27 protein-coding genes are annotated in these 24,835 nt (G+C 67.2%); 5 read left to right on the top strand and 22 right to left on the bottom strand.

The genetic code is table 11. The features are described 5' to 3' along the window. Positions 1 to 22: 22 nt before the first annotated feature. Genes Bsp3421_RS31450 through pilM form a run of 4 tightly spaced genes read right to left on the bottom strand, consistent with a single transcriptional unit; the run spans position 23 to position 3,979 of the window. Entirely contained in the window at positions 23 to 1,570 is a 1,548-nt protein-coding gene (locus Bsp3421_RS31450) for a type IV pilus secretin PilQ (protein WP_274000746.1), read from the bottom strand. Then, positions 1,567 to 2,418, bottom strand: coding sequence for a hypothetical protein (locus tag Bsp3421_RS31445; protein ID WP_274000744.1), 852 nt, complete (start codon positions 2,416 to 2,418; stop codon positions 1,567 to 1,569). Before Bsp3421_RS31445 ends, Bsp3421_RS31450 begins: the two co-directional genes overlap by 4 nt. After that, a complete protein-coding gene (locus tag Bsp3421_RS31440; RefSeq protein ID WP_274000743.1) occupies positions 2,415 to 3,053 on the bottom strand; it encodes a fimbrial protein in 639 nt (212 codons plus the stop codon). Before Bsp3421_RS31440 ends, Bsp3421_RS31445 begins: the two co-directional genes overlap by 4 nt. Next, positions 3,050 to 3,979, bottom strand: a complete 930-nt coding sequence (gene pilM, locus Bsp3421_RS31435; RefSeq protein WP_274000742.1) for a pilus assembly protein PilM — start codon at positions 3,977 to 3,979, stop codon at positions 3,050 to 3,052. Before pilM ends, Bsp3421_RS31440 begins: the two co-directional genes overlap by 4 nt. A gap of 235 nt (positions 3,980 to 4,214) precedes the next feature. On the opposite strand from pilM, the gene Bsp3421_RS31430 reads away from it, so the two are divergent. After that, the gene (locus Bsp3421_RS31430; protein WP_274000740.1) at positions 4,215 to 6,605 is read left to right on the top strand and encodes a penicillin-binding protein 1A; all 2,391 of its coding nucleotides are present in this window, start codon (positions 4,215 to 4,217) and stop codon (positions 6,603 to 6,605) included. Between the two features lie 77 nt (positions 6,606 to 6,682). On the opposite strand, the gene cyaY is transcribed toward Bsp3421_RS31430, so the two are convergent. After that, positions 6,683 to 7,009: an iron donor protein CyaY gene (gene cyaY, locus Bsp3421_RS31425; RefSeq protein ID WP_274000738.1), complete on the bottom strand. Its 327-nt coding sequence runs from the start codon at positions 7,007 to 7,009 to the stop codon at positions 6,683 to 6,685. 36 nt (positions 7,010 to 7,045) lie between these two features. Here cyaY and lptM point away from each other — a divergent pair, with 36 nt between their 5' ends. Further along, positions 7,046 to 7,336 (top strand): LPS translocon maturation chaperone LptM, encoded by a 291-nt coding sequence (lptM, locus tag Bsp3421_RS31420; protein WP_274004421.1) that lies wholly within the window; start codon positions 7,046 to 7,048, stop codon positions 7,334 to 7,336. A gap of 6 nt (positions 7,337 to 7,342) precedes the next feature. Further along, positions 7,343 to 8,614, top strand: a complete 1,272-nt coding sequence (gene lysA / locus Bsp3421_RS31415) for a diaminopimelate decarboxylase (RefSeq protein ID WP_274000736.1) — start codon at positions 7,343 to 7,345, stop codon at positions 8,612 to 8,614. A gap of 78 nt (positions 8,615 to 8,692) precedes the next feature. On the opposite strand, the gene msrQ is transcribed toward lysA, so the two are convergent. The 5 genes from msrQ to Bsp3421_RS31390 all read right to left on the bottom strand — a co-directional run bounded on the left by msrQ (position 8,693) and on the right by Bsp3421_RS31390 (position 14,681). After that, positions 8,693 to 9,346, bottom strand: a complete 654-nt coding sequence (msrQ, locus tag Bsp3421_RS31410; RefSeq protein ID WP_274000734.1) for a protein-methionine-sulfoxide reductase heme-binding subunit MsrQ — start codon at positions 9,344 to 9,346, stop codon at positions 8,693 to 8,695. An 8-nt stretch (positions 9,347 to 9,354) separates the two neighbouring features. Beyond that, positions 9,355 to 10,350, bottom strand: a complete 996-nt coding sequence (gene msrP, locus Bsp3421_RS31405) for a protein-methionine-sulfoxide reductase catalytic subunit MsrP (protein ID WP_274000733.1) — start codon at positions 10,348 to 10,350, stop codon at positions 9,355 to 9,357. A 159-nt stretch (positions 10,351 to 10,509) separates the two neighbouring features. Next, entirely contained in the window at positions 10,510 to 11,703 is a 1,194-nt protein-coding gene (gene ccsB, locus Bsp3421_RS31400) for a c-type cytochrome biogenesis protein CcsB (protein WP_274000731.1), read from the bottom strand. A 4-nt stretch (positions 11,704 to 11,707) separates the two neighbouring features. Beyond that, positions 11,708 to 13,903, bottom strand: a complete 2,196-nt coding sequence (locus Bsp3421_RS31395) for a cytochrome c biogenesis protein ResB (RefSeq protein WP_274000730.1) — start codon at positions 13,901 to 13,903, stop codon at positions 11,708 to 11,710. Positions 13,904 to 14,027: 124 nt separating this feature from the next. After that, entirely contained in the window at positions 14,028 to 14,681 is a 654-nt protein-coding gene (locus tag Bsp3421_RS31390; protein ID WP_274000729.1) for a c-type cytochrome, read from the bottom strand. A 215-nt stretch (positions 14,682 to 14,896) separates the two neighbouring features. On the opposite strand from Bsp3421_RS31390, the gene yihA reads away from it, so the two are divergent. Both yihA and hemB read left to right on the top strand, forming a co-directional pair. Then, the gene (gene yihA, locus Bsp3421_RS31385; protein ID WP_274000728.1) at positions 14,897 to 15,556 is read left to right on the top strand and encodes a ribosome biogenesis GTP-binding protein YihA/YsxC; all 660 of its coding nucleotides are present in this window, start codon (positions 14,897 to 14,899) and stop codon (positions 15,554 to 15,556) included. Positions 15,557 to 15,802: 246 nt separating this feature from the next. Continuing rightward, complete coding sequence (hemB, locus tag Bsp3421_RS31380; protein ID WP_274000727.1) at positions 15,803 to 16,801, top strand: porphobilinogen synthase; 999 nt, start codon at positions 15,803 to 15,805, stop codon at positions 16,799 to 16,801. Between the two features lie 69 nt (positions 16,802 to 16,870). Here the strand turns inward: hemB and dsbD are convergent, their stop codons facing one another. From dsbD to rpmD, 12 genes are all read right to left on the bottom strand, one after another. Continuing rightward, positions 16,871 to 18,736: a protein-disulfide reductase DsbD gene (gene dsbD, locus Bsp3421_RS31375; protein ID WP_274000725.1), complete on the bottom strand. Its 1,866-nt coding sequence runs from the start codon at positions 18,734 to 18,736 to the stop codon at positions 16,871 to 16,873. Continuing rightward, on the bottom strand, positions 18,729 to 19,055 hold the full coding sequence (gene cutA / locus Bsp3421_RS31370) for a divalent-cation tolerance protein CutA (protein WP_274000723.1): 327 nt from the start codon (positions 19,053 to 19,055) through the stop codon (positions 18,729 to 18,731). Before cutA ends, dsbD begins: the two co-directional genes overlap by 8 nt. A gap of 138 nt (positions 19,056 to 19,193) precedes the next feature. Next, entirely contained in the window at positions 19,194 to 19,589 is a 396-nt protein-coding gene (gene rplQ, locus Bsp3421_RS31365) for a 50S ribosomal protein L17 (protein ID WP_252984570.1), read from the bottom strand. 139 nt (positions 19,590 to 19,728) lie between these two features. Then, positions 19,729 to 20,706, bottom strand: a complete 978-nt coding sequence (locus tag Bsp3421_RS31360; protein WP_252984569.1) for a DNA-directed RNA polymerase subunit alpha — start codon at positions 20,704 to 20,706, stop codon at positions 19,729 to 19,731. A gap of 125 nt (positions 20,707 to 20,831) precedes the next feature. After that, complete coding sequence (gene rpsD, locus Bsp3421_RS31355; RefSeq protein ID WP_274000721.1) at positions 20,832 to 21,455, bottom strand: 30S ribosomal protein S4; 624 nt, start codon at positions 21,453 to 21,455, stop codon at positions 20,832 to 20,834. A 138-nt stretch (positions 21,456 to 21,593) separates the two neighbouring features. After that, positions 21,594 to 21,995 (bottom strand): 30S ribosomal protein S11, encoded by a 402-nt coding sequence (gene rpsK, locus Bsp3421_RS31350; RefSeq protein WP_010106947.1) that lies wholly within the window; start codon positions 21,993 to 21,995, stop codon positions 21,594 to 21,596. Positions 21,996 to 22,023: 28 nt separating this feature from the next. Further along, positions 22,024 to 22,389 (bottom strand): 30S ribosomal protein S13, encoded by a 366-nt coding sequence (gene rpsM, locus Bsp3421_RS31345; protein ID WP_252984566.1) that lies wholly within the window; start codon positions 22,387 to 22,389, stop codon positions 22,024 to 22,026. A gap of 39 nt (positions 22,390 to 22,428) precedes the next feature. After that, positions 22,429 to 22,545 carry a 50S ribosomal protein L36 gene (rpmJ, locus tag Bsp3421_RS31340; protein WP_004199844.1) on the bottom strand — a complete coding sequence of 39 codons (117 nt, stop codon included), beginning with the start codon at positions 22,543 to 22,545 and terminating at the stop codon, positions 22,429 to 22,431. A 20-nt stretch (positions 22,546 to 22,565) separates the two neighbouring features. Then, positions 22,566 to 22,784 carry a translation initiation factor IF-1 gene (gene infA, locus Bsp3421_RS31335; RefSeq protein WP_004521905.1) on the bottom strand — a complete coding sequence of 73 codons (219 nt, stop codon included), beginning with the start codon at positions 22,782 to 22,784 and terminating at the stop codon, positions 22,566 to 22,568. Positions 22,785 to 22,793: 9 nt separating this feature from the next. Continuing rightward, positions 22,794 to 24,140, bottom strand: a complete 1,347-nt coding sequence (gene secY / locus Bsp3421_RS31330) for a preprotein translocase subunit SecY (RefSeq protein WP_274000719.1) — start codon at positions 24,138 to 24,140, stop codon at positions 22,794 to 22,796. A 44-nt stretch (positions 24,141 to 24,184) separates the two neighbouring features. Further along, positions 24,185 to 24,619, bottom strand: a complete 435-nt coding sequence (gene rplO, locus Bsp3421_RS31325; protein ID WP_274000718.1) for a 50S ribosomal protein L15 — start codon at positions 24,617 to 24,619, stop codon at positions 24,185 to 24,187. Positions 24,620 to 24,647: 28 nt separating this feature from the next. Further along, positions 24,648 to 24,830, bottom strand: coding sequence for a 50S ribosomal protein L30 (gene rpmD, locus Bsp3421_RS31320; RefSeq protein WP_252984564.1), 183 nt, complete (start codon positions 24,828 to 24,830; stop codon positions 24,648 to 24,650). Between the last annotated feature and the right edge of the window lie 5 nt (positions 24,831 to 24,835).

Raw genomic sequence — 24,835 nt, 5'->3', positions numbered from 1 at the left:
TCGAGCCTGCGCCGGCCGCCCATCAAGGGCCGCCGACCACCCGCGGCGTGATGTAGACGACCAGCTCGCTGCGTTGCGCCCGCTGCGCCCGGTGCCGGAACAGCGCCCCCAGCACCGGAATCCTGCCGAGCAGCGGCACCCGGGCCACGTCGTCGCGGACGTCGCTCGCGTAGATGCCGCCGATCGACACCGTTCCGCCATTGTCCACCTCCACGCGCGTTTGCACATGTTTCGTGTGGATCGCCGGCCCGGCGGCCGTCTGCTCGCCCACGCTGTCCTTCGCGACATCGAGATCGAGGATCACCCGCCCGTCCGGCGTGATCTGCGGCTCCACCTCGAGTTTGAGGGTCGCGCGCCGGAACTGGACGCCCGACATCCCGTTGCCCACCTTGGCCTGGTAAGGCAGCTCGGTGCCCTGCTCGACGATGGCCCGGATCCGGTCGGCCGTGACCACGCGCGGACTCGACACGATCTGGCCGCGCCCTTCGGCCTCCAGCGCGCTCAGCTCGATGTCGAGCAGCCGGCTCGCGCCCGATGTAAACAGTGTCAGACCCGCCGTGGCGGCTTCGAACCCGGCAAGCGGCCGCGCCGACAGGTCGAGGAAGCTGCCGCTGCGTCCCGCGACCAGGCCTGTCGGCTCGCCCCCATTCGTCAGACGCGACGCGAGCCGCGCGCCGAGATGGCGCGAGAAACCGCGCTCGCCCTCGACGATCCGCGCCTCGATCAGCACCTGGCGCGACGGCCGGTCGAGCCGCGCGATCAGGTCGGCGATCTGCGCGACGCGCGCGGCGAGGTCGGTGACGAACAACAGGTTGGTGCGCGGATCGGCCAGCACCGCGCCGCGCCGCGACAACAGGCGCTGGCCGCCCGCGCCCGCCAGCAGGCGCTGGACGTCGGCGGCGCGCGGATAGTGCAGCGCGAACGTGCGGCTTTCGAGCGGCTCCAGCTCGGCGGCCCGCGCATGCGCGTCGAAGCGCAGCCGCTCGCGCGCCGCGAGTTCGGCCACCGGCGCGACCCAGACCACGCGCCCGCGCCGCGCCATCGCGAGACCGTTCGCCTCCAGCAGCGCATCGAACGCGCTGCGCCACGGCGTCTGGTTCAGGCGCAGGGACACGCTTCCGCGCACCTGCTCGCTGACGATGATGTCGAGCCCGGTGAAGCGGGCAAAGGCGTCGAACACGGCGGCCAGGCTCGCGCCGGACAGATGCAGTGAAATGGGGCGGTCGTCGGCCGCCGTATCCGGGCCGGCCTCGTCCGGCGTCGGGGCGCTCATGCGCGCGCCCGGTGCGAGCGGCACCGGCGGGCCTTCGAGCCCCGCCGCTCCGGGCGTCGGCTCGGCAGGCAGGGGCACGGCTCGCGCGCCGGATGCATCGGGAAGCCCTGCGTCGCGCAGCGCGCCCGCGTCGAGGCGGGCATCCGCGTCGTCGGCTGCCGAGGCGGCGGGCGGAATGCCGGAATCGATCGTCAGGCCGCCGCCGGGCAGGCCTGCCGGGAGGGGCGGCGGCATCGCGTGCACAGGCGCCGCGGCCAGCAAGGCGCCGAGGCAGCGCCACACCGTCGCGCGCCTCATCCCGCCGCCTCGGCGAGCAACGGTATCCGGCGCTGCGCGCCGCGCCCGCGCAGGACGACGCCGCCGAGATCGATCCCCGCCACCCGCTCCTCGCCGACACGCTCGCCCGTCTCGACCGACCAGGCCGCCCCATCACCTTCGAACAGTGCAAGCCCGCGATCGGCATCGCGCCACACGCCGACGAGACGGGCCGCGCCAGAGACCGGCGACGCCGCTTCGGCGTGCAGTTCACCGGCAAACGGATCGCCGTGCCCGACGCCGCCCGATGCCACGGCCGAATCCGGCGACGCCAGCTTGAAGAACACCTCGAGCCGGGTCTCCAGCCGATTCGCCTCACCGTCGCGCCGCACCTCGACCCGGGCCGGCACGACCAGTTGCGGCAGCGCCGCCAGGCCGGCCAGAAACGCCCGGATCGCGCCGAATCCGCCCACCGCCACCAGCGTGAGCCGCTCGTCCGGCCCGCCCTCGGCCGCACGGCCCGCTGCTTCCGGGTCGCGCCCGGCCGGCGCGCGATCCAGCTCGCGCAATTGCAGGCCACACGCCTGCGCGTGCGCGGCGAGTTGCAATACGCGTTCGCCCGGCGCCCACCCCGTCGGTCCGTCGGGCCGCGCCACGCTTGCCCGGGCCTGCGCCCGCCGTATCGAGAGCTGCTGCGCCGCCCGCGCCTCATGCGCCACCACCGCCACCAATGCGGCGCGCTCGCGCCCGAGCCCGCTCCAGTCCGCCGCGCCGCCCGCCAGGACGCCGCCGCCCCATACGGCGCCTGCGATGGCCACGCCCGCCCCGCAGCGCGCCGCACCCGCCAGCCGATCGGTGCGGCGCGCGCGGCCCAACCCGCCCATGCTCATCGCGCCTCCCGCTCCGGCCGGACCGACGCCGCCCAGCGGATCCGCACGGAGAACGCCAGCGGCCCGCGCATGCCGAGCCCACTTGCCGCGCCCGCGCCCGCCTGCAAACCGGCCACCTCGATGACCCAATCCCCGCGCAACGCACCGATCTCGCCGAGCCAGCGCGCGGCCGCGCCCGGATCGCGCGCGCCGACCTCGAGCCGCGCATCGCGTTCGCCGCTGCGGATCGACTTGAGCCGCACCCCGTCGCCCCGGACCTGCTGCAACACCTCGAACAGCGCGACGAGCCGCTCGCGCGGCAGTGCCCGCTCACGGCTCAGCGCATCCCGCACGCGCGCCTCGCGCCGCCGCTGTTCCGCCTGCTCCGCCGCCCGCAGCTGCGGCGCCCACGCCGCGAGCTGACGCTCGACCTGCCGGCGCTGCGCGTCGACACGCCGGCGCTCCAGCACCTGGCCGCCGCACCACAACGCGACGCCCACCGCCCCCGCCAGCGCGGCGACCACCACCTCGCCGAGCACCTGCCGCCTCAGGCGCCGCCGGTCGCGCGCGCGGTAGGGCAACAAATTGAAGCCCCCGAGCGCCAGGCGCCGCCGCTCCCATGCGGCGCGAAGCCCGTACCACGGATGCCCGATCATTCGTCCACCCCACGCAGCGCGAGCCCGACCGCCACCGCGAACCCCGGGTCGCGGGCCAGCGCCTCGTCAACCGGCCAGCCGGGCTCGCACAAGGACACGCAGCCGAATGGCCGGGCCTCACAGCCCAGCAGGTCCGCAAGGTCCGCCAGCGCAAGGCGCGCGCCGCCCGGCTCGCCGATCTCGCCCCCGACCAGCGCGTGCACCGGCGCCCCGGTCCGCGCCAGGTCGCGCAGCGCATCCGCGAGATCCGCATGCTCCGGCGTCGGATAGCTGATCGCCTCTATGACGCGGCCGTTGTCGACCAGCCAACCGTGCACGCCGCCGTCGCCGATCCACATCGCGAGGCAAGGCGTGCAGCCCGGCGCCTCGCGCGCGAGCACGAGCCGCAGCGCGCGCATGGCCGCGAACGTGTCGCCGTCGATCGCCGTCAGCGCCACGCCGGCCGCGGCGGCCGCTTCGAGGCGCGCGTCGACCTGCGCGCGGGCGGCCGCCGCGAAGGTCGCCGCCCCCGCCTCGCCCGGCCGCCAGTCGCACGCAAGCGTGTCGCGCGCCAGCCCGGTGACCTGCTCGGCGGCCGCCAGCACGATCGGCTCGGCGCGCAGGCCGGCCGCGCCCAGTTCGACCGACGCGACCGTCAGCGCCGCCTCGGGCAGCGCCATCACCGCGCGCGACACGCGGCAGCGCCCCGCCCGGCGCGCCCGTTCGAGCGCCTTCGTCAGCGCCTGTCCGACGCTCGCCCAGTCGCCCTCCGCGTCCCCTGTATAGGCGCCCGCCGGCAACGGCTCCACCGCGAGCGCGTCGATCCGCGCACGGCCGGCGACCCCGCGCCGCCGGCTCAGCAGCACGACGCGCACGCCGCGCGAATTCACGTCGATGCCCGCCGCATAGCGCCGGCCGACCGACCACAATGAACGTCGCTCCCGCATCCCGGTTCTCCTGTTCGCGCCCCCGGCGGAGGCGTCCTATGGAGCGACCATTCTGCGCAGCGGCGCGCGCGGACGGCAGTCGGCCGGACGGCCAACGCCGCGCCCGCCGGCACCTCGCGCCGGTCCGCGCCCGGCGGCCGGCGCGCCGCGCCGTGCGCCGGCCATCGGCCGGACGGCCGATCCGGGCCGGTCAGACCGGACGGCTATAATCGCGGGACTGTTTTTTGGTGTGCCTATGCAATCCACGACTCCTACGTCCCCGCCTCCCGCGCCCGAGCCGCGCAAGCGCCCGCTGTGGCTGACCTTGCTGCTCGCCTTCGCGGGAGTTTGCGTGGCGATCGCCGTCAGCATCGCGCTGGTGCTCGGCTATGCGCTCGTCGTCGCATCGCCGAACCTGCCGTCGCTCGACGCGCTCACCGACTACCGGCCCAAGGTGCCGCTGCGCATCTACACGTCGGATCACGTGCTGATCGGCGAATTCGGCGAGGAGCGGCGCGACATCGTCCGCATCCAGGACGTGCCGGACGCGCTGAAGAAGGCCGTGCTCGCGATCGAGGACGCACGTTTCTACGATCACGGCGGCGTCGACCTGACCGGGATCCTGCGCGCGGGGATCGTCGCGCTGACGAACGGTCACGCCACCCAGGGCGCGAGCACGATCACGATGCAGGTCGCGCGCAACTTCTTCCTGTCGAGCGAAAAGACCTACACGCGCAAGATCTACGAAATGCTGCTCGCATACCGGATCGAGCGTGCGCTGACCAAGGATCAGATTCTCGAGGTCTACATGAATCAGATCTATCTCGGCCAGCGCGCCTACGGCTTCGCGAGCGCCGCGCGCGTGTACTTCGGCAAGGACCTGAAGGACCTGACGCTCGCCGAGTCGGCGATGCTCGCCGGGCTGCCGAAGGCGCCGTCCGCGTACAACCCGGTCGTCAATCCCAAGCGCGCGAAGGTGCGCCAGGAGTACATCCTGCAGCGCATGCTCGAGCTGAACTTCATCACCCGCGAGCAGTACGACGAGGCGATCGCCCAGCCGCTCGTCGTCAAGGGCGCGAGCCGCGAGTACAGCGTGCACGCCGAATACGTCGCGGAAATGGTGCGGCAGATGATGTACGCGCAATACAAGGACGAGACCTACACGCGCGGCTTCAACGTGGTGACGACGATCGACTCGGCCGATCAGACCAACGCGTACCGCGCGCTGCGCAAGGGCATCATGGATTACGAGCGGCGCCACGGCTACCGCGGCCCGGAAGGCTTCATCGAGCTGCCGGCGGGCGGCGACGAGCGCGAGCAGGCGATCGACGACGCGCTCCTCGAACACCCCGACAACGGCGAGCTGATCGCCGCCGTCGTGACCGACGCGAACCCGCGCCAGATCCAGGTCGCATTCGTGAACGGCAGCACCGCCACGGTCGACGGCGACAACCTGCGCTTCGCGGCGGGCGCGCTGTCGGCGAACGCGCAGCCGAACCGGCGCATCCGTCCGGGCGCGATCGTGCGCGTCGTGAAGAACGACGACGGCCGCTGGGCGATCACGCAGCTGCCGCAGGTCGAGGGCGCGTTCATCTCGATCGTGCCGCAGGACGGCGCGATCCGTTCGCTCGTGGGCGGCTTCGACTTCAACAAGAACAAGTTCAACCACGTGACGCAGGCCTGGCGGCAGCCGGGCTCGTCGTTCAAGCCGTTCATCTACTCGGCGTCGCTCGACAAGGGCCTCGGCCCGGCAACCATCATCAACGACGGCCCGCTGTACTTCAGCGCCGCCGAGACGGGCGGCCAGCCGTGGGAACCGAAGAACTACGGCGGCGGCTTCGAAGGCCCGATGTCGATGCGCACCGCGCTGCAGCGCTCGCGCAATCTCGTGTCGATCCGGATCCTGAACCATATCGGCACGAAATACGCGCAGCAGTACATCACGCGCTTCGGCTTCGATGCGGAACGCCACCCGGCCTACCTGCCGATGGCACTCGGCGCGGGGCTCGTCACGCCGCTGCAGATGGCGGGCGCGTTCTCGGTGTTCGCGAACGGCGGCTACCGCGTCAATCCGTACCTGATCGCCGAGGTGACCGATCCGAGCGGCAACGTGGTCGTGCACGCGCAGCCGCTCGTCGCCGAGCAGAACGCGCCGCGCGTGCTCGATCCGCGCAACGCCTTCGTGATGAACAGCCTGCTGCAGAGCGTCGCGCAGCGCGGCACCGGCGCGAAGACCAACGTACTCAAGCGCGGCGACCTCGGGGGCAAGACCGGCACGACGAACGATTCGCGCGACGCATGGTTCGCCGGCTACCAGCACACGCTCGCGGCGATCTCGTGGATCGGCTACGACAGCCCGCGCAGCCTCGGCGACCGCGAAACCGGCGGCGGCCTCGCGCTGCCGGTGTGGATCGACTACATGGGGCCCGCGCTCAAGAACGTGCCGGAGTACCGCATGCCGACGCCGGACGGCGTCGCGACGCTCGGCGGCGAGCTGTATTTCAGCGAGTTCACGCCGGGGCACGGCTTCGTCTCGACGGTCGGCGTGAACCAGGCCGCGTCGCCCGACGATGCATCCGGCCCGATGCCCGAACACGTCGACGAGCAGGAGAAGCAGGACATCATGAACCTGTTCCGCGGCAACTGAGGCCGCGCGGGCTTCCCCAAGAAAAAAGCGGCTTCAGGGCCGCTTTTTTCCTGATTCCGCGCCGGTCCGGCGCCGGCTCAGGCCTCGAACGTCACCGGCAGGCCGGCCTGCTGGGTCGCATAGTCGGTCAGCGCCGCATAGAATTCCAGGCCGCTGCGCGTATCGCGCCACGCACCGTCGACGAAACGGAAGTGGAAGCCGCCCGCCTTCGCGGCGATCCACACTTCCTTCATCGGCGGCTGCAGGTTGATGATGATCTTCGAGCCGTTCTCGAACGTCAGCGTGAGCACGCTGCCGTTGCGTTCCAGATCGATGTCGGCGTCGCCTTCGTTGGCCGCGTCGACCGCGCGTTCGACGGCCGCCAGGACGGCTTCGGCGCGGGTCAGGTATTCGGTGTCGGACATGCTAAACTCGGTCGATTCAATTGTTTAGGGACGATGATGCGCATCGCTTTCCAGATGAGCGCGATTGTAGCGGCTTTGGCGCTCTCCGGCTGCGGCCAGAGCGGCGCGCTGTACATGCCGGTCGTGCCGCCGAGGCCGGCCCTGCCGATGCAACCGCCGTCCGCCGACGTCGCGTCCGATGCAGACGCCGCATCCGCGCCGGACGGCACGGTCCCCGATACCTCCGGCACGCCGCTCATGCTGTCGCCCGAGCTGTCCACGCAGAGCGACCTGCGCACGGCTCCCGTCCAGCCCACGCCCGCGTCCGGCGTTACCCCCGCCCAATGATTCCGCATGACTCAAGCCGCCTTTGATTACGTCGATGGCACGCTGCACGCCGAAGGCATCCCCGCAGACAAGCTCGCCGAACACTTCGACACCCCGCTGTACGTATACTCGCGCGCGGCGCTGACCGCTGCCTACACGGCCTACGCCGACGCCTGCCAGGGCCGGCGCGCGGCGATCTACGTCGCCGTCAAGGCGAACAGCAACCTGGGCGTGCTCAACGTGTTCGCACGCCTCGGCGCGGGTTTCGACATCGTGTCGGGCGGCGAGCTGGCGCGCGTGCTGGCGGCGGGCGGCCAGGCCTCGAACGTGGTGTTCTCGGGCGTCGGCAAGAGCGCGGACGAGATGCGCGTCGCGCTCGAGGCCGGGGTCAAGTGCTTCAACGTCGAATCGCTGCCCGAGCTCGACCGCCTCAATGCGGTCGCGGGCGCACTCGGCCGCCAGGCCCCCGTGTCGCTGCGCGTGAATCCGGACGTCGACCCGAAAACCCATCCGTACATCTCGACCGGCCTGAAGGGGAACAAATTCGGCATCGCGTTCAGCGACGCGCGCGCGGCCTACCGCGCCGCCGCCGCGCTGCCGAACCTGAAGATCGTCGGGATCGACTGCCACATCGGCTCGCAGATCACCGAGCTGAGCCCGTATCTCGACGCCATCGACAAGCTGCTCGACCTCGTCGAGCAGATCGAGGCGGACGGCGTGCCGATCCACCACGTCGACGTCGGCGGCGGCCTCGGCATCACCTATGACGACGAAGCGCCGCCCGAGATCGGCGCGTTCGTGCGCGCCGTGCTCGCGCGCATCGACGCGCGCGGGCACGGCCAGCGCGAGATCTTCTTCGAGCCGGGCCGCTCGCTGACCGGCAACGCGGGCATCCTGCTGACTCGCGTCGAATTCCTGAAGCCGGGCGAGGAGAAGAACTTCGCGATCGTCGACGCCGCGATGAACGATCTCGCGCGCCCCGCGATGTACGAGGCCTATCACGCGATCGAGCCGGTGAAGCCGCGCGCCGACGCCGCACCGGTGCTGTACGACGTGGTCGGTCCGGTCTGCGAAAGCGGCGATTGGCTCGGCCGCGAGCGCCGGCTCGCGCTCGAGCCGGGCGACCTGCTCGCGATCCGCTCGGCGGGCGCGTACGGCTTCACGATGAGTTCGAACTACAACACGCGGCCGCGCGCGGCCGAGGTGCTCGTCGACGGCGAGAATGCGTACCTCGTGCGGCCGCGCGAGACGATCGAAAGCCTGTTCGACAACGAGGCGATCCTGCCGGACAACGCGTAGGTCGCCGCGCTTCGGCGCGCGGCACCCACGCGAGGAAGAAGGGCGATGGCACCGGCCATCGCCTTTTTTATTGCGCCGTCACCGGCGGCCGCGCCGCCACCACGCGAACAGACGCGCCGCCAGCAGCGCGAGCACGATCGCGCCGTACAACTTCGGCTGCCCGAGATCGTGCTTGCCGGCCTTCATCCACCAGAAATGCAGCACCGCGAACAGCGCGATCGCGTAGATCGCCCGGTGCAGGCTCTGCCAGCGCCGCCCGAGACGCCGGACCATCGCGCGCGGCGAGGTCGCGGCCAGCGGCATCAGCAACACGAACGCGGCGAAGCCGACCGTGATGAAAGGCCGCTTGACGACGTCCTGCGCGATAGCCGGCACGTCGAACCATTTATCGAACCACAGGTAGGTCGTGAAATGGAGCGTCGCGTAGAAGAACGCATAAAGGCCCAGCATGCGGCGGAACCGCAGCAGCGCGGGCAGGCCGGCGAGCTGCCTCAGCGGCGTCACGGCCAGCGTGACGCACAGGAACACGAGGGCCCAGAGGCCCGTCGAGCGCGTGACGAATTCCACCGGATTCGCGCCGAGCCGGCCGGTCGCGCCGAACAGCACGATCCGCGCGAGCGGATACAGACACGCAACGAACAGCGCGAGCTTCGCGGCGGCGATCCAGCGCGGCGCGCCGCCGGCCCGCGCCGGCGCGCCGGTCCGCGAGGACACATGGAGGTCGGAATTCATGCGACGCCTCAAAAGAACTTCTTGAGGTCCATGCCCTGATACAGGGACGCCACCGCCTCGCCGTAGCCGTTGAACATCAGCGTCTTGCGCTTCGGCGTGAAGAAGCCGTCGTCGCCGATCCGGCGCTCGGTTGCCTGGCTCCAGCGCGGATGGTCGACGTTCGGATTCACGTTCGAGTAGAAGCCGTATTCCTTCGGCGCGTAGGTATTCCAGCTCGTCGGCGGCTGTTGTTCGACGAAGCGGATCTTCACGATCGACTTCGCGCTCTTGAAGCCGTACTTCCAGGGCACGACGATCCGCACCGGCGCGCCGTTCTGGTTCGGCAGCACCTGCCCGTACATGCCCATCGTGAGCAGCGTCAGCGGATGCATCGCCTCGTCGAGGCGCAGCCCTTCCGAATAAGGCCAGTCGAGGATCGGAGCGGCGAGGCCCGGCATCTGCGACGGATCGGCGAGCGTGATGAACTGCACGTACTTCGCGCTGCCGGTCGGCTGCACGCGCCGGATCAGTTCCGCGAGCGGCACACCGATCCAGGGAATCACCATCGACCAGCCCTCGACGCAGCGCAGCCGGTACACGCGCTCCTCGAGCGGCGCGAGCTTCAGCAGCTCGTCGAGGTCATAGACCTTGGGATGCCGGACCGCCCCTTCGACGCTCACGCGCCACGGGCGCGCCCGCAGCGTGCCGGCGTTCTGCGCGGGATCGCCCTTGTCGGTGCCGAATTCGTAGAAGTTGTTGTAGGTGGTGAGGTCCTTGAAGGACGTGGCCTTGTCGGCGACGACGAAGGCCGGATTGGTGCGCGCGGCGAGCTTGGCCGCGCGCGGGTCCGGCGACGCGTAAGCGGCGAACGCCGGCGCGCTCGCGCCGAGCAGGCCGCCCGCCGCCGCGGCGCCGGCCGCCTGCATGAAGCGGCGGCGCTGCTCGAACACGGCTTGCGGGGTGATTTCGCTGCGGGGAATTGCGTCGCCGGCCAGGTCGGCGTGCTGCGTAGGCTTGATCCACATGGCTGATGCTCCATTCTGCCCGGTCGGGCGACGGGCCCGACGAGCGTTCGACACATGCGCGGGCCCGCCGTTCAGCCTGCCGCGAAACCGGCCGCGCAACAAAAAACCGCCGCGCACGAGGTGCAGCGGCGGTGATGAGTCGGTCGAGCGCGGCGAATCTTACAACTTGCCGTAGCTGTGCAGCCCCGACAGGAACATGTTGACGCCCAGGAACGCGAAGGTCGTGACGAGCAGGCCCGTCAGCGCCCACCAGGCCGCGACCGTGCCGCGCAGCCCCTTCATCAGGCGCATGTGCAGCCATGCCGCGTAGTTGAGCCAGACGATCAGCGCCCAGGTCTCCTTCGGATCCCAGCTCCAGTAGCCGCCCCATGCCTCGGCCGCCCACAGCGCGCCGAGGATGGTCGCGATCGTGAAGAACGCGAAGCCGACCGCGATCGACTTGTACATCACGTCGTCGAGCACCTCGAGCGTCGGCAGGCGATCCGCGAGCACGCCGCGCTCCTTGCACAGGTAGGCGACGCTCACCATCGCGGACAGCGCGAAGCTGCCGTAGCCGATGAAGTTCGCGGGCACGTGGATCTTCATCCACCAGCTCTGCAGCGCCGGCACGAGCGGCTGGATCTGCTGCGCGTCGCGCGCGATCGAGTACCACATCAGGAAACCGACCGCCGCGCTGATCACGAGCAGCACGAACGCGCCGAGTGCGCGCGTGCCGTAGTGACCTTCGTAGTACAGATAGAGCAGCGCGGTGATCAGGCTGAACAGCACGAACACTTCATACAGGTTGGACACCGGGATATGGCCGACGTCCGCGCCGATCAGGTAGGACTCATACCAGCGCACCATCAGGCCGGTGAAGCCCATCAACACCGCGACCCAGGTGAGCTTCTGGCCGATCGCGCCGCCCGTCTCCGCGCGCGCCAGCATGCCGATCCAGTAGAACACCGTGGCAAGCACGAACAGCGCGCTCATCCACAGGATCGCCGACTGGCTCGACAGGAAGTACTTGAGGAAGAACGCCGAATCGGCGCGGGCGAGATCGCCCTGGTAAATCTGGATCGACAGCAGCGACAGCACGGCGATCGAGGCCATCAGGAGCCGCGCGGGCTTCCAGCGCCAGCCGAGAATGGCGAGCGCCGGCACGGTGCCGACCAGCACCGCCTTGTCGTAGTAATTCATGTGCGCCTGGTAATGCACGAGCGCATAGCCCGCGCCCACCACGAGCGCCAGTGCGAACAGCCAGTCGACGAGCGACAGGCGCCGCAGGAACGGCCGCTCGTCGAAGAGCGGGTTCTGCGCCGCGGCGGGAGCGCGCGGCGACGAAGAAGCGGAAGTAACTTGGGTCAGGTCCATGATCTTACCGGATGGTTTCCTCGGAGCCGGCGCCCTGCGGGGCGCGGGCGGCAGGCGCGCCGGCGGCGTCGCCTGGTGCGGCGCCCAACACGGCGCCTGCCGCGTCGCGCGTCTGCACGAACTCTTTCTCGAAATCGAAGGTCTTGCGTGCGCTGGACATCGCCATCACCACGCTGACGCCCGTGCCCGTGTCCTTGAGCCAGAACCACAGCCGCCGTTCACGCACGTAGAACATCGAGAAGATGCCGAGCACCAGCAGCAGGCTGCCAAGATACACCAGATTCTTGCCGGGCGCGCGCGTGAGCTGGAACACCGACGCCTGCACCTGCTTGAACGAATCGAGCTGCAAATAAACGGGGGCGCCGTACAGGAAACTGTCCGACAACGCGTTGATCGCGCTCTGCACGAAGCGGATCGTATCCGCGCCCTGCTGCACGGGCGGCTCGCCGGCGCGCTCGCGCGCGACCTGCCAGACCTCCCACATCGATCCTTCGAGCATGCGCAGCAGCAGGCCGGCCGCCTTCTCCTGCTCCCCCTTCGGCACCGAGCGGTCGATGAAGGTCGCGACGGCCTGGAACCCGCCGAGCGGCTGGCCGTCGGCGCCCCGGCCGACGCTGTCGTCGGACGCCGAGAAAAGGGTCAAGACCCGCAGCGCGCTGTCGTTCAGGCGTGCGCGCAGGCCGGCCTCGGCGCCGGACAGCGAGCGCTGCGCGAAACGGCGCGCCGCCTCGGTGCGCACGGCCGGATCCTCGAGCGCGGCGCGCAGGCGCATCCATTCGCCGAGCGTATCCTGGCTGTCGGCCGGGATCCGCAGGTAGCGGAACGGATCGTTCGGGCTCGCGCGCACGCCGGCGAGGAACACGCGTTCGCCCGCGATCTCGACGGGCAGCATGTAGTTGTTGAATTCGCGCGCCTGGCCGTCCTTGCCGCGCACCTTGTACTGCACCGACGGCCCGACGTTGTGCAGTTCGAGCGGCTTGGAGGTCTTCGCGCCGGAGCCGAGCCGCTCGTCGAACGCCTCGCGCAGCGTGCGGGTCGTCGCGACGCCGCGCGCATCGGTCTTGCCGCTCGCGTCCGAGATGTTCTCGACGTTGATCGCGCGGAAATCGGAAAACTCGATCGTGTCGCCGTCGGGGCCGGGCAGCGGCACCGCGCCGCCGATCGCGCCCTTGACCGGGAAGGTCTTGAGGCTGTCGCCGCTCATCGGGTACGCGGTCATTTCCATCAGCGAGCCGCCGTCCTGGAAGCTCGACTGGTAGATCGACACGCCCTTGTACGTGAACGGCTTGTTCACCTCGACCCGCGCCGGGATCTTGCGGCCTGTCTCGCGGTCGATCACGACGATGTCGCTCGCGAACAGCTTGGGCATGCCGGTCGAGTAGTAGTCGACGATGAACTTGTTGAGCTGGATCGAGAACGGCAAATCCTGGATCAGCGAGCCGTTCGGCTGGTTGAGGATCGCGGTCGACACGAACTGGCCTTCCGGCACCCAGGCGTAGCCGCGGAACGTCGGGTTCGCCGCCGACAGCCGATGATCGGGCGAGATCTCGCTGATCGTCGCGCTCGTGTTGACCGGGCTCTTGCCAAACATCCACATCTGGAATTTGATCGGCAGGTTGCTGTCGAGCAGCCCGCCGATGCAGATCACGACGATCGCGAGGTGGGCGGAGATGTAGCCGAACTTGGTCAGCGCGCCGCGCTTCGCGGCGATCAGCGTCGCGCCGTCCGACTCGCGCACGACGTGCTGGTAACCGGCCTTGCGCACGAACCCGGCGAGCGTCTGGGCGACTTGCGCGCGCTCGCCGTGCACCGCGTACTCGGCCTTGTGGTGAAACGCGCGCAGACTGCCCTCGCGGACCTTGTCCTTCCAGCTCTTCACGTCGGCGAGCATCTTCGGCGCGTTGCGGATCACGCACAGCGAGATCGACACGACGAGGAAGATCAGGATCAGCATGAACCACCACGCGCTGTACACGTTGTAGAGGCCCAGCGAGCGGAAGATGTCGGCCCAGAACGGACCGAACTGGTTCACGTAGTTCGGATAGGGATCGTCCTGCGTGAGCACGGTGCCGATGATGCTCGCGATCGACAGGACCACCAGCAAGGCGATGGCGAAGCGCATCGAACTCAGCAGCTCGACCGCGCTCTTCGCGGCCCGCTGGCCCGACTTGGACTGCAACCCCGATGTGGTAACGCTCATTCAAACTCCGACTGACAACAAAAAAGGGCAAGGCGGCCGCTTGCCAGCGGCGCCCCACCCTTTTCTTGTTCTTGCACCGGCCGCCCGTTGGCAACCAGCGTGTTTCATCCGCGTGCGAACCGCATCAGCGCAGGCCGGCGATGTAATCGGCCACGGCCTTCACCTCGCTGTCCGACAAGCGCGAGGCGATCTGATGCATCGGCTCGTTGTTGCTGCGCGCGCCCGCGCCCTGCTGGAACGCGGTCAACTGGGCGGCGGTGTAATCCGCCCACTGCCCCGACAGGCGGGGATATTGAACCGGGATCCCCTGCCCCGTCGCCCCGTGGCAGCTCGCGCAGGCCGGCACGCCCTTCTCCGCGATGCCCCCGCGATAGATCTTCTGGCCGATCGGCACGGTATCCGCGTTGCGCGCGGTGCCCGGCTTCGCCGCCTGCGATCCGTAGTAGGCCGCGACGTTGCGCATGTCCTGCTCGTTCAGCGCCGCCGCGAAGCCCACCATCACGGCGTTGTTGCGGGTGGGCCGCTTCGCGCCGGGTTGCGTCTTGAAATCGTTCAGCTGCTTGACCAGATACTCGGGATGCTGGCCGGCGAGCTTCGGGAACGCGCCCGTCGCACTGTTGCCGTCCGCACCGTGACACGACGCGCAGACCTGTGAGGCGATCGCCTTGCCGCGATCCAGATCCGGCTTGGCCGCTTCCGCCGCGCCTGCTTCTGCTACGAAACCAACGAACCCTGCTGCAACCTGAAGCACCATCAGAGACTTGCACAGTCGATTCATTCGCACACCTTGTTTCGTCTTGTGGGAATTAGAGGTTCTGCAAAAAACGACGGCAACCAGTCTACCGCACAAGCACCCGCACCGGCTTCACTGGCCTCGGTAAAACCGCCGTATTGTACAATATCGCGATGAAAGCTCCGCCGCCTATCCGGGCTACCGCGGAGCCACTCCCACCCCATCGGGCGGCCCGCGCCGTCCCTGCCCCTCCGGTTCCCATGGCCTTCCTGCTCCATCAAGCCCGCTTCTACACGACCGTCAACCACCTGCGCGACCTGCCGCCGACGGTGCAGCCGGAGATCGCCTTCGCCGGACGCTCGAACGCGGGCAAGTCCACCGCGATCAACATTCTGTGCAACCAGAAGCGGCTCGCCTTCGCGTCGAAGACGCCCGGGCGCACCCAGCACATCAACTACTTCTCCGTCGGCCCGGCCGCCGAGCCGGTCGCGAACCTCGTCGACCTGCCGGGCTACGGCTACGCGGAAGTGCCGGGGGCCGCGAAGGCCCACTGGGAAGCCCTGCTGTCGAGCTACCTGCAGTCCCGGCCGCAGCTGCGCGGGATGATTCTGATGATGGATTCGCGCCGCCCGCTGACCGAACTCGACCGACGCATGATCGAGTGGTTTGCACCGACCGGCAAGCCGATTCACACGCTGCTGACCAAATGCGACAAATTGACGCGCCAGGAAAGCATCAACGCGCTGCGCTCGACCCAGAAGGAACTCGACGCCTACCGCGCCGCGGGCTACGAAGGCACGCTCACCGTGCAGCTGTTCTCGGCGCTCAAGCGGGTCGGCCTCGACGACGCCCATGCATTGATCGAGAGCTGGCTGCGGCCGTCGGTCGCCAGCGAAGATGGCGACGCTGTAGCACAATGAGCGGGCAACGCGTCCGATGGGACGCGCTCCTGACGGCACCTGCCATTCGTTGGGCTCATAAAAAAACCCGCCGTATTCCGGCGGGTCAAACAGCCTAATCGAAAAACGACAGGCACCCGCTCAGGGAGGAGAAGCGGGGAACATCGCGTAATACGCGATGCTCGATCGCTATCATATACCATTGTCTCGAAAAATTACCGAAGGGAATCGTAAGGTTCCATCCGGCCCCTTTCCTCCCATTCCACCATGAGCATCCATCCTCTGCATCGCCCGCGCCGCATGCGTCGCGACGACTTCTCGCGTCGCCTGATGCGCGAAAACCTTCTCACCACCAACGACCTGATCTACCCGGTGTTCGTCGTCGAAGGCACGAACCAGCAGCAGCCGGTGCCGTCGATGCCGGGCGTCGAGCGCGTGTCGGTCGACCTGCTGATGGGCGTCGCCGAGCAGTGTGTCGAGCTGGGCGTGCCGGTGCTGTCGCTGTTCCCGGCGATCGAGCCGTCGCTCAAGACGCCGGACGGCGCCGAGGCGGCCAATCCCGAAGGCTTGATCCCGCGCGCGGTGCGCGAGCTGAAGCAGCGCTTCCCCGAGCTGGGCGTGCTGACCGACGTCGCCCTCGATCCGTACACGAGCCACGGCCAGGACGGCGTGCTCGACGAGAGCGGCTACGTGATCAACGACACGACGATCGAACTGTTGATGGACCAGGCGCGCGCGCACGCGGAAGCCGGCGTCGACATCGTCGCGCCGTCGGACATGATGGACGGCCGCATCGGCGCGATCCGCGAGATGCTCGAGAGCGAAGGCCATATCCATACTCGGATCATGGCGTATTCGGCGAAGTACGCGTCCGCGTTCTACGGCCCGTTCCGCGATGCCGTCGGCTCCGCGTCGAATCTCGGCAAGAGCAACAAGATGACCTACCAGATGGACCCGGCCAACAGCGACGAAGCGCTGCGCGAAGTGCGGCTCGACATCGAGGAAGGCGCGGACATGGTGATGGTGAAGCCGGGCATGCCGTATCTCGACATCGTGCGGCGCGTGAAGGACGAATTCCGCTTCCCGACCTACGTGTACCAGGTGAGCGGCGAATACGCGATGCTGAAGGCCGCCGCGCAGAACGGCTGGCTGGACCACGACAAGGTGGTGCTCGAATCGCTGCTCGCGTTCAAGCGCGCCGGCGCGGACGGCGTGCTGACCTACTTCGCGCTCGACGCCGCGCGGCTCCTGCGCGCGCAGCGCTGAGCCCGCGCCGTATCGGCGAAAAAAACGGCGGGCCCTTCGCAGGGCTCGCCGTTTTTCATGGCGCGCCGCTTACGATGTCTGCGCGCTGCCGTCCGATGCCGCCACGCGGTCGAGGCTGCGCAGGAAGCGATCGGCGGCCTGATAACCGACCACCCGGCCCAGTTCCTTGCCGTCGCGGAAGACGATGATCCCCGGCGGCCCGAACAGGCCGAAGCGCTTGAGCAGCGCCTGGTCGTCCGCGTTGTTCGCTGTGACGTCCGCGCGCACCAGTTGCATCTGCGCGAGCCGCGCCGAGACGCGCGGGTCGGTAAAGGTCAGGTGCTCCATCTCCTTGCAGCTCACGCACCAGTCGGCGTAGAAATCGAGCATCACGGGCTGCGTCGCCTGCTTCAGCACCTGATCCAGTTCGGCGCTCGAACGCACCGCCGCGAACGCCGGACCTTCATGCGCCGCCGAGGCGGCGGCGCCGGCCGGCGCCCGCGCGGCCAGCACCGCGAGCGGGCGCAGCGGGTCGGACGAGCCGGCCGCCAGGCCGACGAGCAGGGTCGCCGCCCAGATCGCGAGCGCCGCGCCGAAGCCGCGCCCGAGACGCCGCCACACCGACGCACCGCCCGATTGCGGCGTGAACAACCCCAGCGCGGCCGCGGCGACCAACAGCCACAACGCGCTCAGGCCGAGCTGCGCGACCGCCCCGAGCACCGGCCAGACGATCCACAGCGCGGCCGCGAGCAGCACCACGCCGAAGAACACCTTGACGCCGTCCATCCACGCGCCCGCGCGCGGCAGCACGGTGCCGGCGCCGAGCCCGATGATCAGCAGCGGAACGCCGAGGCCGAGCCCCATCGCAAACAGCGCTGCGCCGCCGAGAAGTGCGTTGCCGGTATGCGCGATGAACGCGAGCACCGCGAACAGCGGCGCGGTCATGCAGGCGCCGACGACCAGCGCCGACAGCGCGCCCATCGTCGCCACCGCCAGGAAACGCCCGCCCGAGCGACGGTTCGACGCCTGCGCGGCGCCGTCCTGCCAGCGCTGCGGCAGCGCGAGGTCGATCCCGCCGATCAGGGTCAGCGCGAAAACGGTGAGCAGCGCGCCGAACGCGCCGAGCACCCACGGGTTTTGCAGCCAGGCGCCGAGGCTCTGCCCGACCAGCGCCGCCGCGATGCCGAGCGCCGTATAGACGAGCGCCATGCCGAGCACGTAGGTCAGCGACAACGCGAAGCCGCGTGCGCGAGTGGCCCGCGTGCCTTCTCCGATGACGATGGCGGACAGAATCGGGATCATCGGGTACGAGCAGGGCAGCAGGCTCAGCACCATCCCGGCGACGAAGTAGAGCGCGATGATCGTCAGGAAGCCGTGGCCTTCGAGGAGCGACTGCGCGTAGTCGGCGCTCGTCACGCGCTCGTACCAGCTGCCGTCGTCCGCATGCGGCGTCGTGGGCGCGGCGGCGGTCAGCGCCGCGCCGGCCGCGCCCAGCGCCGCCCCCGAGATCTTCACGACGTGCTCGGCGGGCGGATAACAGATGCCTTCGTCCGCGCAGCCCTGCGACGTGACCGACAGCTCGAACGGCCCCGACGCCTGCTTCACGGGCACGTGGATCGTCAGTTCGCCCCGGTAGGTCTCGACCTCCTTCTGGAAGGTCTGGTCGAACTTGGTATGGCCGGCCGGCATCTGCGGCTCGCCGAGCGCCGCGGCGCCGCTCTTCACCGCGATCACGAAGCGCTCGCGGTACATGTAATAGCCGTCGGCGATCGTGTAGTGGAGGTCGACCTGTCCCGGCGCCTCGCTCGAGCTGAACTTGAAGGCAACCGCGGGATCGAGGAAATCGTCCGCGGCGCGCGCAGCGGCCCCGAAACCCAGCAGCAGGACAAACAGCGAGAAACCGGCGAACAGCACGCGCGGCACGCGGAACAGACGAAGCGAAAGACGATTAGACATGGAATGCGCGTTGGGTTTCAGTGGCGACCCACTGGCCGTAGGCGTCCGATGCGGTTGCCTGCCAGGAGAGGATTTCGGGCGTGTCGTACGGATGGTGAGCTCGGATGTGACGCTCGAGTTCCAGCGCGCGGGCCGCGCTGGTCTTGAACAGCAGCTGGATCTCCTCGCCCGTCTCGATCTTGCCCTGCCAGTGATAGCGCGAGCGCACCGTGCCCTGCTCGGACACGCACGCCGCGAGCCGCGCGGCCAGCGCGCTCTCGGCCAGCGCCTGCGCGACGGCCGCGTCGGGCACCGTCGTCAGCATCAGAATCACGACCATCGGCGGTCCTCCAGCGACCTGTCGAAACGTCATATCGTAGCGCACGCGCAAGGCGTCTGCCTAAACAACGGGCACGACGCACAAACAAAAAGGGTCAAGCATGCGCTTGACCCTTTTGCAGTCCTGCCGAGGTGAAACTTATTCGGCTTCCTGGATGTTTTCCGCTTCGTCGACTTCCGGACGATCGAGCAGTTCGATCAGTGCCATCGGCGCGTTGTCGCCCACGCGGAAGCCGAACTTCAGGATGCGCAGGTAACCGCCCGGGCGGTTTGCGAAGCGCGGGCCCAGCACGTCGAACAACTTCGCGACCGAATCACGGTCACGCAGGCGGTTGAACGCGAGGCGGCGGTTCGCCAGCGACGGCTTCTTGCCGAGCGTGATCAGCGGCTCGACGACCTTGCGGAGTTCCTTGGCCTTCGGCAGCGTCGTCTTGATGACTTCGTGCTCGATCAGCGAGTTGGACATGTTACGGAGCATAGCCAGACGGTGGCTGCTCGTGCGGTTCAGTTTCCGCAGACCATGACGATGGCGCATTTCAGTTTCCTAGATTCAAAGTTTTGATCCAGCTCTTCTATCGCACCTGCAAAGCGGTGCACGGGCCGGTAACGAAAAAAGCAAGATGCGGATTTTAAAGGAAAATCCGCATCTTGACCAGCGACTGCTACAGCCGGAATTACTTGTCGAGACCGGCCGGCGGCCAGTTTTCGAGCTTCATGCCCAGCGTGAGACCGCGGGAAGCGAGCACTTCCTTGATCTCGTTCAGCGACTTGCGGCCGAGGTTCGGCGTCTTCAGCAGCTCGTTTTCCGTGCGCTGGATCAGGTCGCCGATGTAGTAGATGTTCTCGGCCTTCAGGCAGTTCGCCGAACGAACCGTCAGCTCGAGATCGTCCACCGGACGCAGCAGGATCGGATCGATCTGCGGGGCGCGCGACGGCGCTTCCGCGGTCGTTTCCGTGCCTTCCAGCGCCGCGAACACCGACAGCTGATCGACCAGGATGCGGGCCGACTGGCGGATCGCTTCTTCCGGGGTGATCACGCCGCTCGTTTCGATGTTCATCACGAGCTTGTCGAGGTCGGTACGCTGCTCGACCCGTGCGCTTTCAACGGCGTAGCTCACGCGGCGAACCGGCGAGAACGACGCGTCCAGCACGATGCGGCCGATGATCTTGGCGGTTTCCTCGCCGTAGCGGCGCACGTTGCCCGGCACATAGCCGCGGCCCTTCTCGATCTTGATCTGAACGTCGAGCTTGCCGCCCTTCGACAGATGCGCGATCACGTGATTCGGGTTGATGACTTCGCAGTCGTGCGCGAGCTCGATGTCGCCCGCGGTCACGACGCCTTCGCCTTCCTTGCGCAGCGTCACCGTGACTTCGTCGCGGTTGTGCAGCTTGAACACCACGCCCTTCAGGTTCAGCAGCAGGTTGACGACGTCCTCTTGCACACCGTCAAGCGTCGAATACTCGTGCACCACGCCCGCGATCGTCACTTCGGTCGGCGCGTAGCCCACCATCGACGACAGCAGCACGCGACGGAGCGCATTGCCCAAGGTATGGCCGTAGCCGCGTTCGAACGGCTCCATGACCACTTTCGCATGGTTCTCGCCCAGCGATTCCACGGAGATGATCTTGGGTTTCAACAAACTGGTTTGCATAGGTTTTCCTTTTCAATACCCTCGGCTCGTTACACCGATAAGGCTGACCGGTAACAACCAGAAAATAAACAGCCGAGGCCCTGCATTGCGGAACGCAACCCAGGATGCCTCGGCTATCAATCGGTTTAACGCGAATACAATTCGACGATCAGGCTTTCGTTGATATCGCCGGCGATATCACTGCGTTCCGGCACTTGCTTGAACGTGCCTTCGAACTTCTTCGCATCGACCGCCACCCAGCTCGGCAGGCCGCCCTGCTCAGCCAGCGACAGCGCTTCGACGATACGCGCCTGCTTCTTCGACTTTTCACGGATCGACACCACATCGCCCGCCTTGACTTGCAGCGACGGGATGTTCGAGACGATACCGTTCACGGTGATCGCCTTGTGGCTCACGAGCTGACGCGCTTCAGCGCGGGTCGAGCCGAAGCCCATGCGGTAGACGACGTTGTCGAGACGCGACTCGAGCAGTTGCAGCAGGTTTTCACCCGTGTTGCCCTTGCGGCGGTCGGCTTCGGCGAAGTAGCGGCGGAACTGGCGCTCGAGCACGCCGTAGATGCGCTTGACCTTCTGTTTTTCACGCAGCTGCGTGCCGTAGTCGGACGTGCGCGCACCGGAGATGCGGCCGTGCTGACCCGGCTTGCTGTCGAGCTTGCACTTGTCGGCGAGCGAGCGGCGGGCGCTCTTCAGGAAGAGATCGGTGCCTTCACGGCGGGACAACTTGGCCTTCGGGCCGGTATAACGTGCCACGTTACATTCCTTTATCTAGCATCACGCGGATCGGCTCCGCGCTAGTCCGCACCCTTTGGGGCGAACGGTGGACTTAGTCAATCAAAATGCTTCTGCCCGTCGACGCAGCGCGGCGACAGGCATCACGCCCACGCATCCTTAGATGCGGCGACGCTTCGGCGGACGGCAGCCGTTGTGCGGAATCGGGGTGACGTCCGAAATCGCGGTGATCTTGATCCCGAGACCGTGCAGTGCGCGCACTGCCGATTCGCGACCCGGGCCGGGGCCCTTGATCCGCACTTCCAGATTCTTCACGCCATATTCCATCGCCACGCGACCGGCCGACTCGGCTGCAACCTGAGCGGCGAACGGCGTCGATTTGCGCGAGCCCTTGAAGCCCTGACCGCCCGACGTCGCCCATGCCAGCGCGTTGCCTTGGCGATCGGTGATCGTGATGATCGTGTTGTTGAACGAAGCGTGGACGTGAACCACGCCTTCCGCGACGTTCTTCTTTACCTTCTTGCGAACGCGTTGCGCCGCCGAGTTGGAAGCCTTAGCCATTACGTTTTCCTGTAACTGTCAGTGCCGCTTATTTCTTCAGCGCTTGCGCTGCGCGACGCGGACCCTTGCGGGTACGTGCGTTCGTGCGGGTGCGCTGGCCACGCATCGGCAGACCCTTACGGTGACGTACGCCGCGATAGCAGCCCAGGTCCATCAGACGCTTGATGTTCATCGTCACTTCACGGCGCAGATCGCCTTCGACGACAAACTTGCCCACTTCTTCACGCAGCTTTTCGAGGTCTGCGTCGGTCAGGTCCTTGACCTTCTTCGAGAACGCGACGCCGGAAGACACGCAGATGTCGCGTGCGCGCGTGCGACCGATACCGAAGATGGCCGTCAGGCCGATTTCGGTATGCTGGTGATTCGGGATGTTAACCCCTGCAATACGAGCCATTGTTTTTCCTCAAACAAAAAGCGCAAACAAAACGCGCGGTCAGCCTTGACGCTGCTTGTGGCGCGGATCCGAACTGCAGATCACGCGGACCACGCCCTTGCGCTTGATGATCTTGCAATTGCGGCAAATGCGCTTAACCGATGCCATCACTTTCATGATATTACCCTTTTTTCAAATCACTTCGCCCGGAACACGATCCGCGCACGCGACAGATCGTAAGGCGTCAACTCAACCGTCACCTTGTCGCCCGGCAGGATGCGGATGTAGTGCATCCGCATCTTCCCGGAGATATGCCCCAATACGACATGGCCGTTTTCCAGCTTCACACGGAAGGTCGCATTCGGAAGGTTTTCGATCACCTCTCCCTGCATCTGGATTACATCGTCCTTGGCCATATCTTTTTATCAACGCATTGGGACGTTGCCGCCCTTGAAATTGGCTTTCTTGAGCAGCGACTCATACTGTTGCGACATCACGTACGACTGCACCTGCGCCATGAAGTCCATCGTGACGACGACAATGATCAGCAGCGACGTTCCACCAAAATAAAACGGCACATTCCAGCGCAGCACCAGGAATTCCGGCAGCAGACACACGAAGACGATGTAGATCGCACCGGCCAGCGTCAGACGCGTGAGGATGCGGTCGATATATCGCGCGGTCTGGTCGCCCGGGCGAATGCCAGGAACGAACGCGCCGCTCTTCTTCAGGTTGTCCGCGGTTTCTCTGCTGTTGAACACCAGCGCGGTGTAGAAGAAGCAGAAAAACACGATTGCCAGCGTGTACAGCAGCACATACACCGGCTGGCCCGGCTTCAGTGCTTCCGCCACGTTGTGCAGCGTGTCGGAGAACCAGCTCTTGCGTTCACCCGAGCTGAACCAGCTCAGGATCGTTGCCGGGAACAGGATGATCGACGATGCGAAGATCGGCGGAATCACGCCCGACATGTTCAACTTCAGCGGCAGGTGCGACGACTGCCCGCCGTAGATCTTGTTGCCGACCTGGCGCTTCGCGTAGTTCACGAGGATCTTGCGCTGACCGCGTTCGATGAACACGACCAGGTAAGTCACCGCAGCAATCAGGACGACGATGATGATCGCCGAAATGATGCTCATCGAACCCGTACGCACCAGCTCGAACAAACCACCCACGGCATTCGGGAACCCTGCCGCGATCCCGCCGAAGATGATGATCGAGATGCCGTTGCCCAGACCCCGTTCAGTGATCTGCTCACCCAGCCACATCAGGAACATCGTGCCCGTCACCAGCGTAACCACCGTGGTGAGCCGGAACACCATGCCGGGATCGGTGACGAGCCCAGGCTGATTCTCCAATGCGGCGGCAATGCCGAATGCCTGGAAGGTCGCGAGCACCACGGTGAACACCCGCGTGTACTGCGTGATCTTCCGTTGTCCGGCCTGCCCTTCCTTCTTCAGCGCTTCCAGCTGCGGCGAGACGATCGCCAGCAACTGCATGATGATCGACGCCGAGATGTACGGCATGATCCCCAGCGCGAAGATCGTGAAGCGGGACAGCGCGCCACCCGAGAACATGTTGAACATGCCCAGGATGCCGCCCGCCTGACTCTGGAACAGCTTCGCCAGTTCATCAGGATCGATGCCCGGCACCGGGATATGCGCGCCGATACGGTAGACGATCAGCGCCAGCAGCAAGAACATTGCACGCCGGCGCAGATCGCCGAACTTCGCCGTGCTTCGACCGGGTTTTGCGAGACTCGGGCTGTTAGCCAAGTACCTTCTCCGATGCAAATGCTAGTGACGGCACGCTAGGCGTGTCACTCGGCAAACGAACCGCCGGCCGCTTCGATCGCGGCGCGCGCACCCTTGGTGGCGCCGAGACCCTTCACGACGATCTTGCGCTTCAGTTCGCCCGTGGCGATGATCTTCGCGCTCTTCGTCAGCTCGCCGACCAGGCCGGCTTGCTTCAGTGCGAGCAGATCGACTTCATCGACCGGCAGCTTTTCGAGGTCGGAGAGGCGCACTTGACCGACGAATTCCTTCGTCAGCGACGTGAAGCCACGCTTCGGCAGACGACGCTGCAGAGGCATCTGACCGCCTTCGAAGCCGACCTTGTGGAAGCCGCCCGAACGCGATTTCTGACCCTTGTGACCACGGCCAGCCGTCTTGCCGAGGCCCGAACCGATGCCGCGGCCGACGCGGCGCTTCGCATGCTTCGCGCCTTCTGCCGGCTTCAGGTTATTCAATTCCATATCAACTCCTTGATCCGTAGTCGGACGCTTAATCGATGACCTTAACGAGGTACGAGACCTTGTTGATCATGCCGCGCACCGCCGGCGTATCCTGAAGCTCGCTGACCGAATTGAGGCGACGCAGACCCAGACCGCGCACGGTGGCGCGGTGCGTTTCGCGGGTCCCAATCAGGCTCTTCACGAGCTGAACCTTGACAGTTTTTTCAGACATGGTGA

Origin of the sequence: Burkholderia sp. FERM BP-3421, assembly GCF_028657905.1 — a bacterium.
Classification (GTDB): domain Bacteria; phylum Pseudomonadota; class Gammaproteobacteria; order Burkholderiales; family Burkholderiaceae; genus Burkholderia.
The sequence above is the reverse complement of the archived record's forward strand: the minus strand, read 5'-3'. Positions and strand labels throughout refer to the sequence as shown.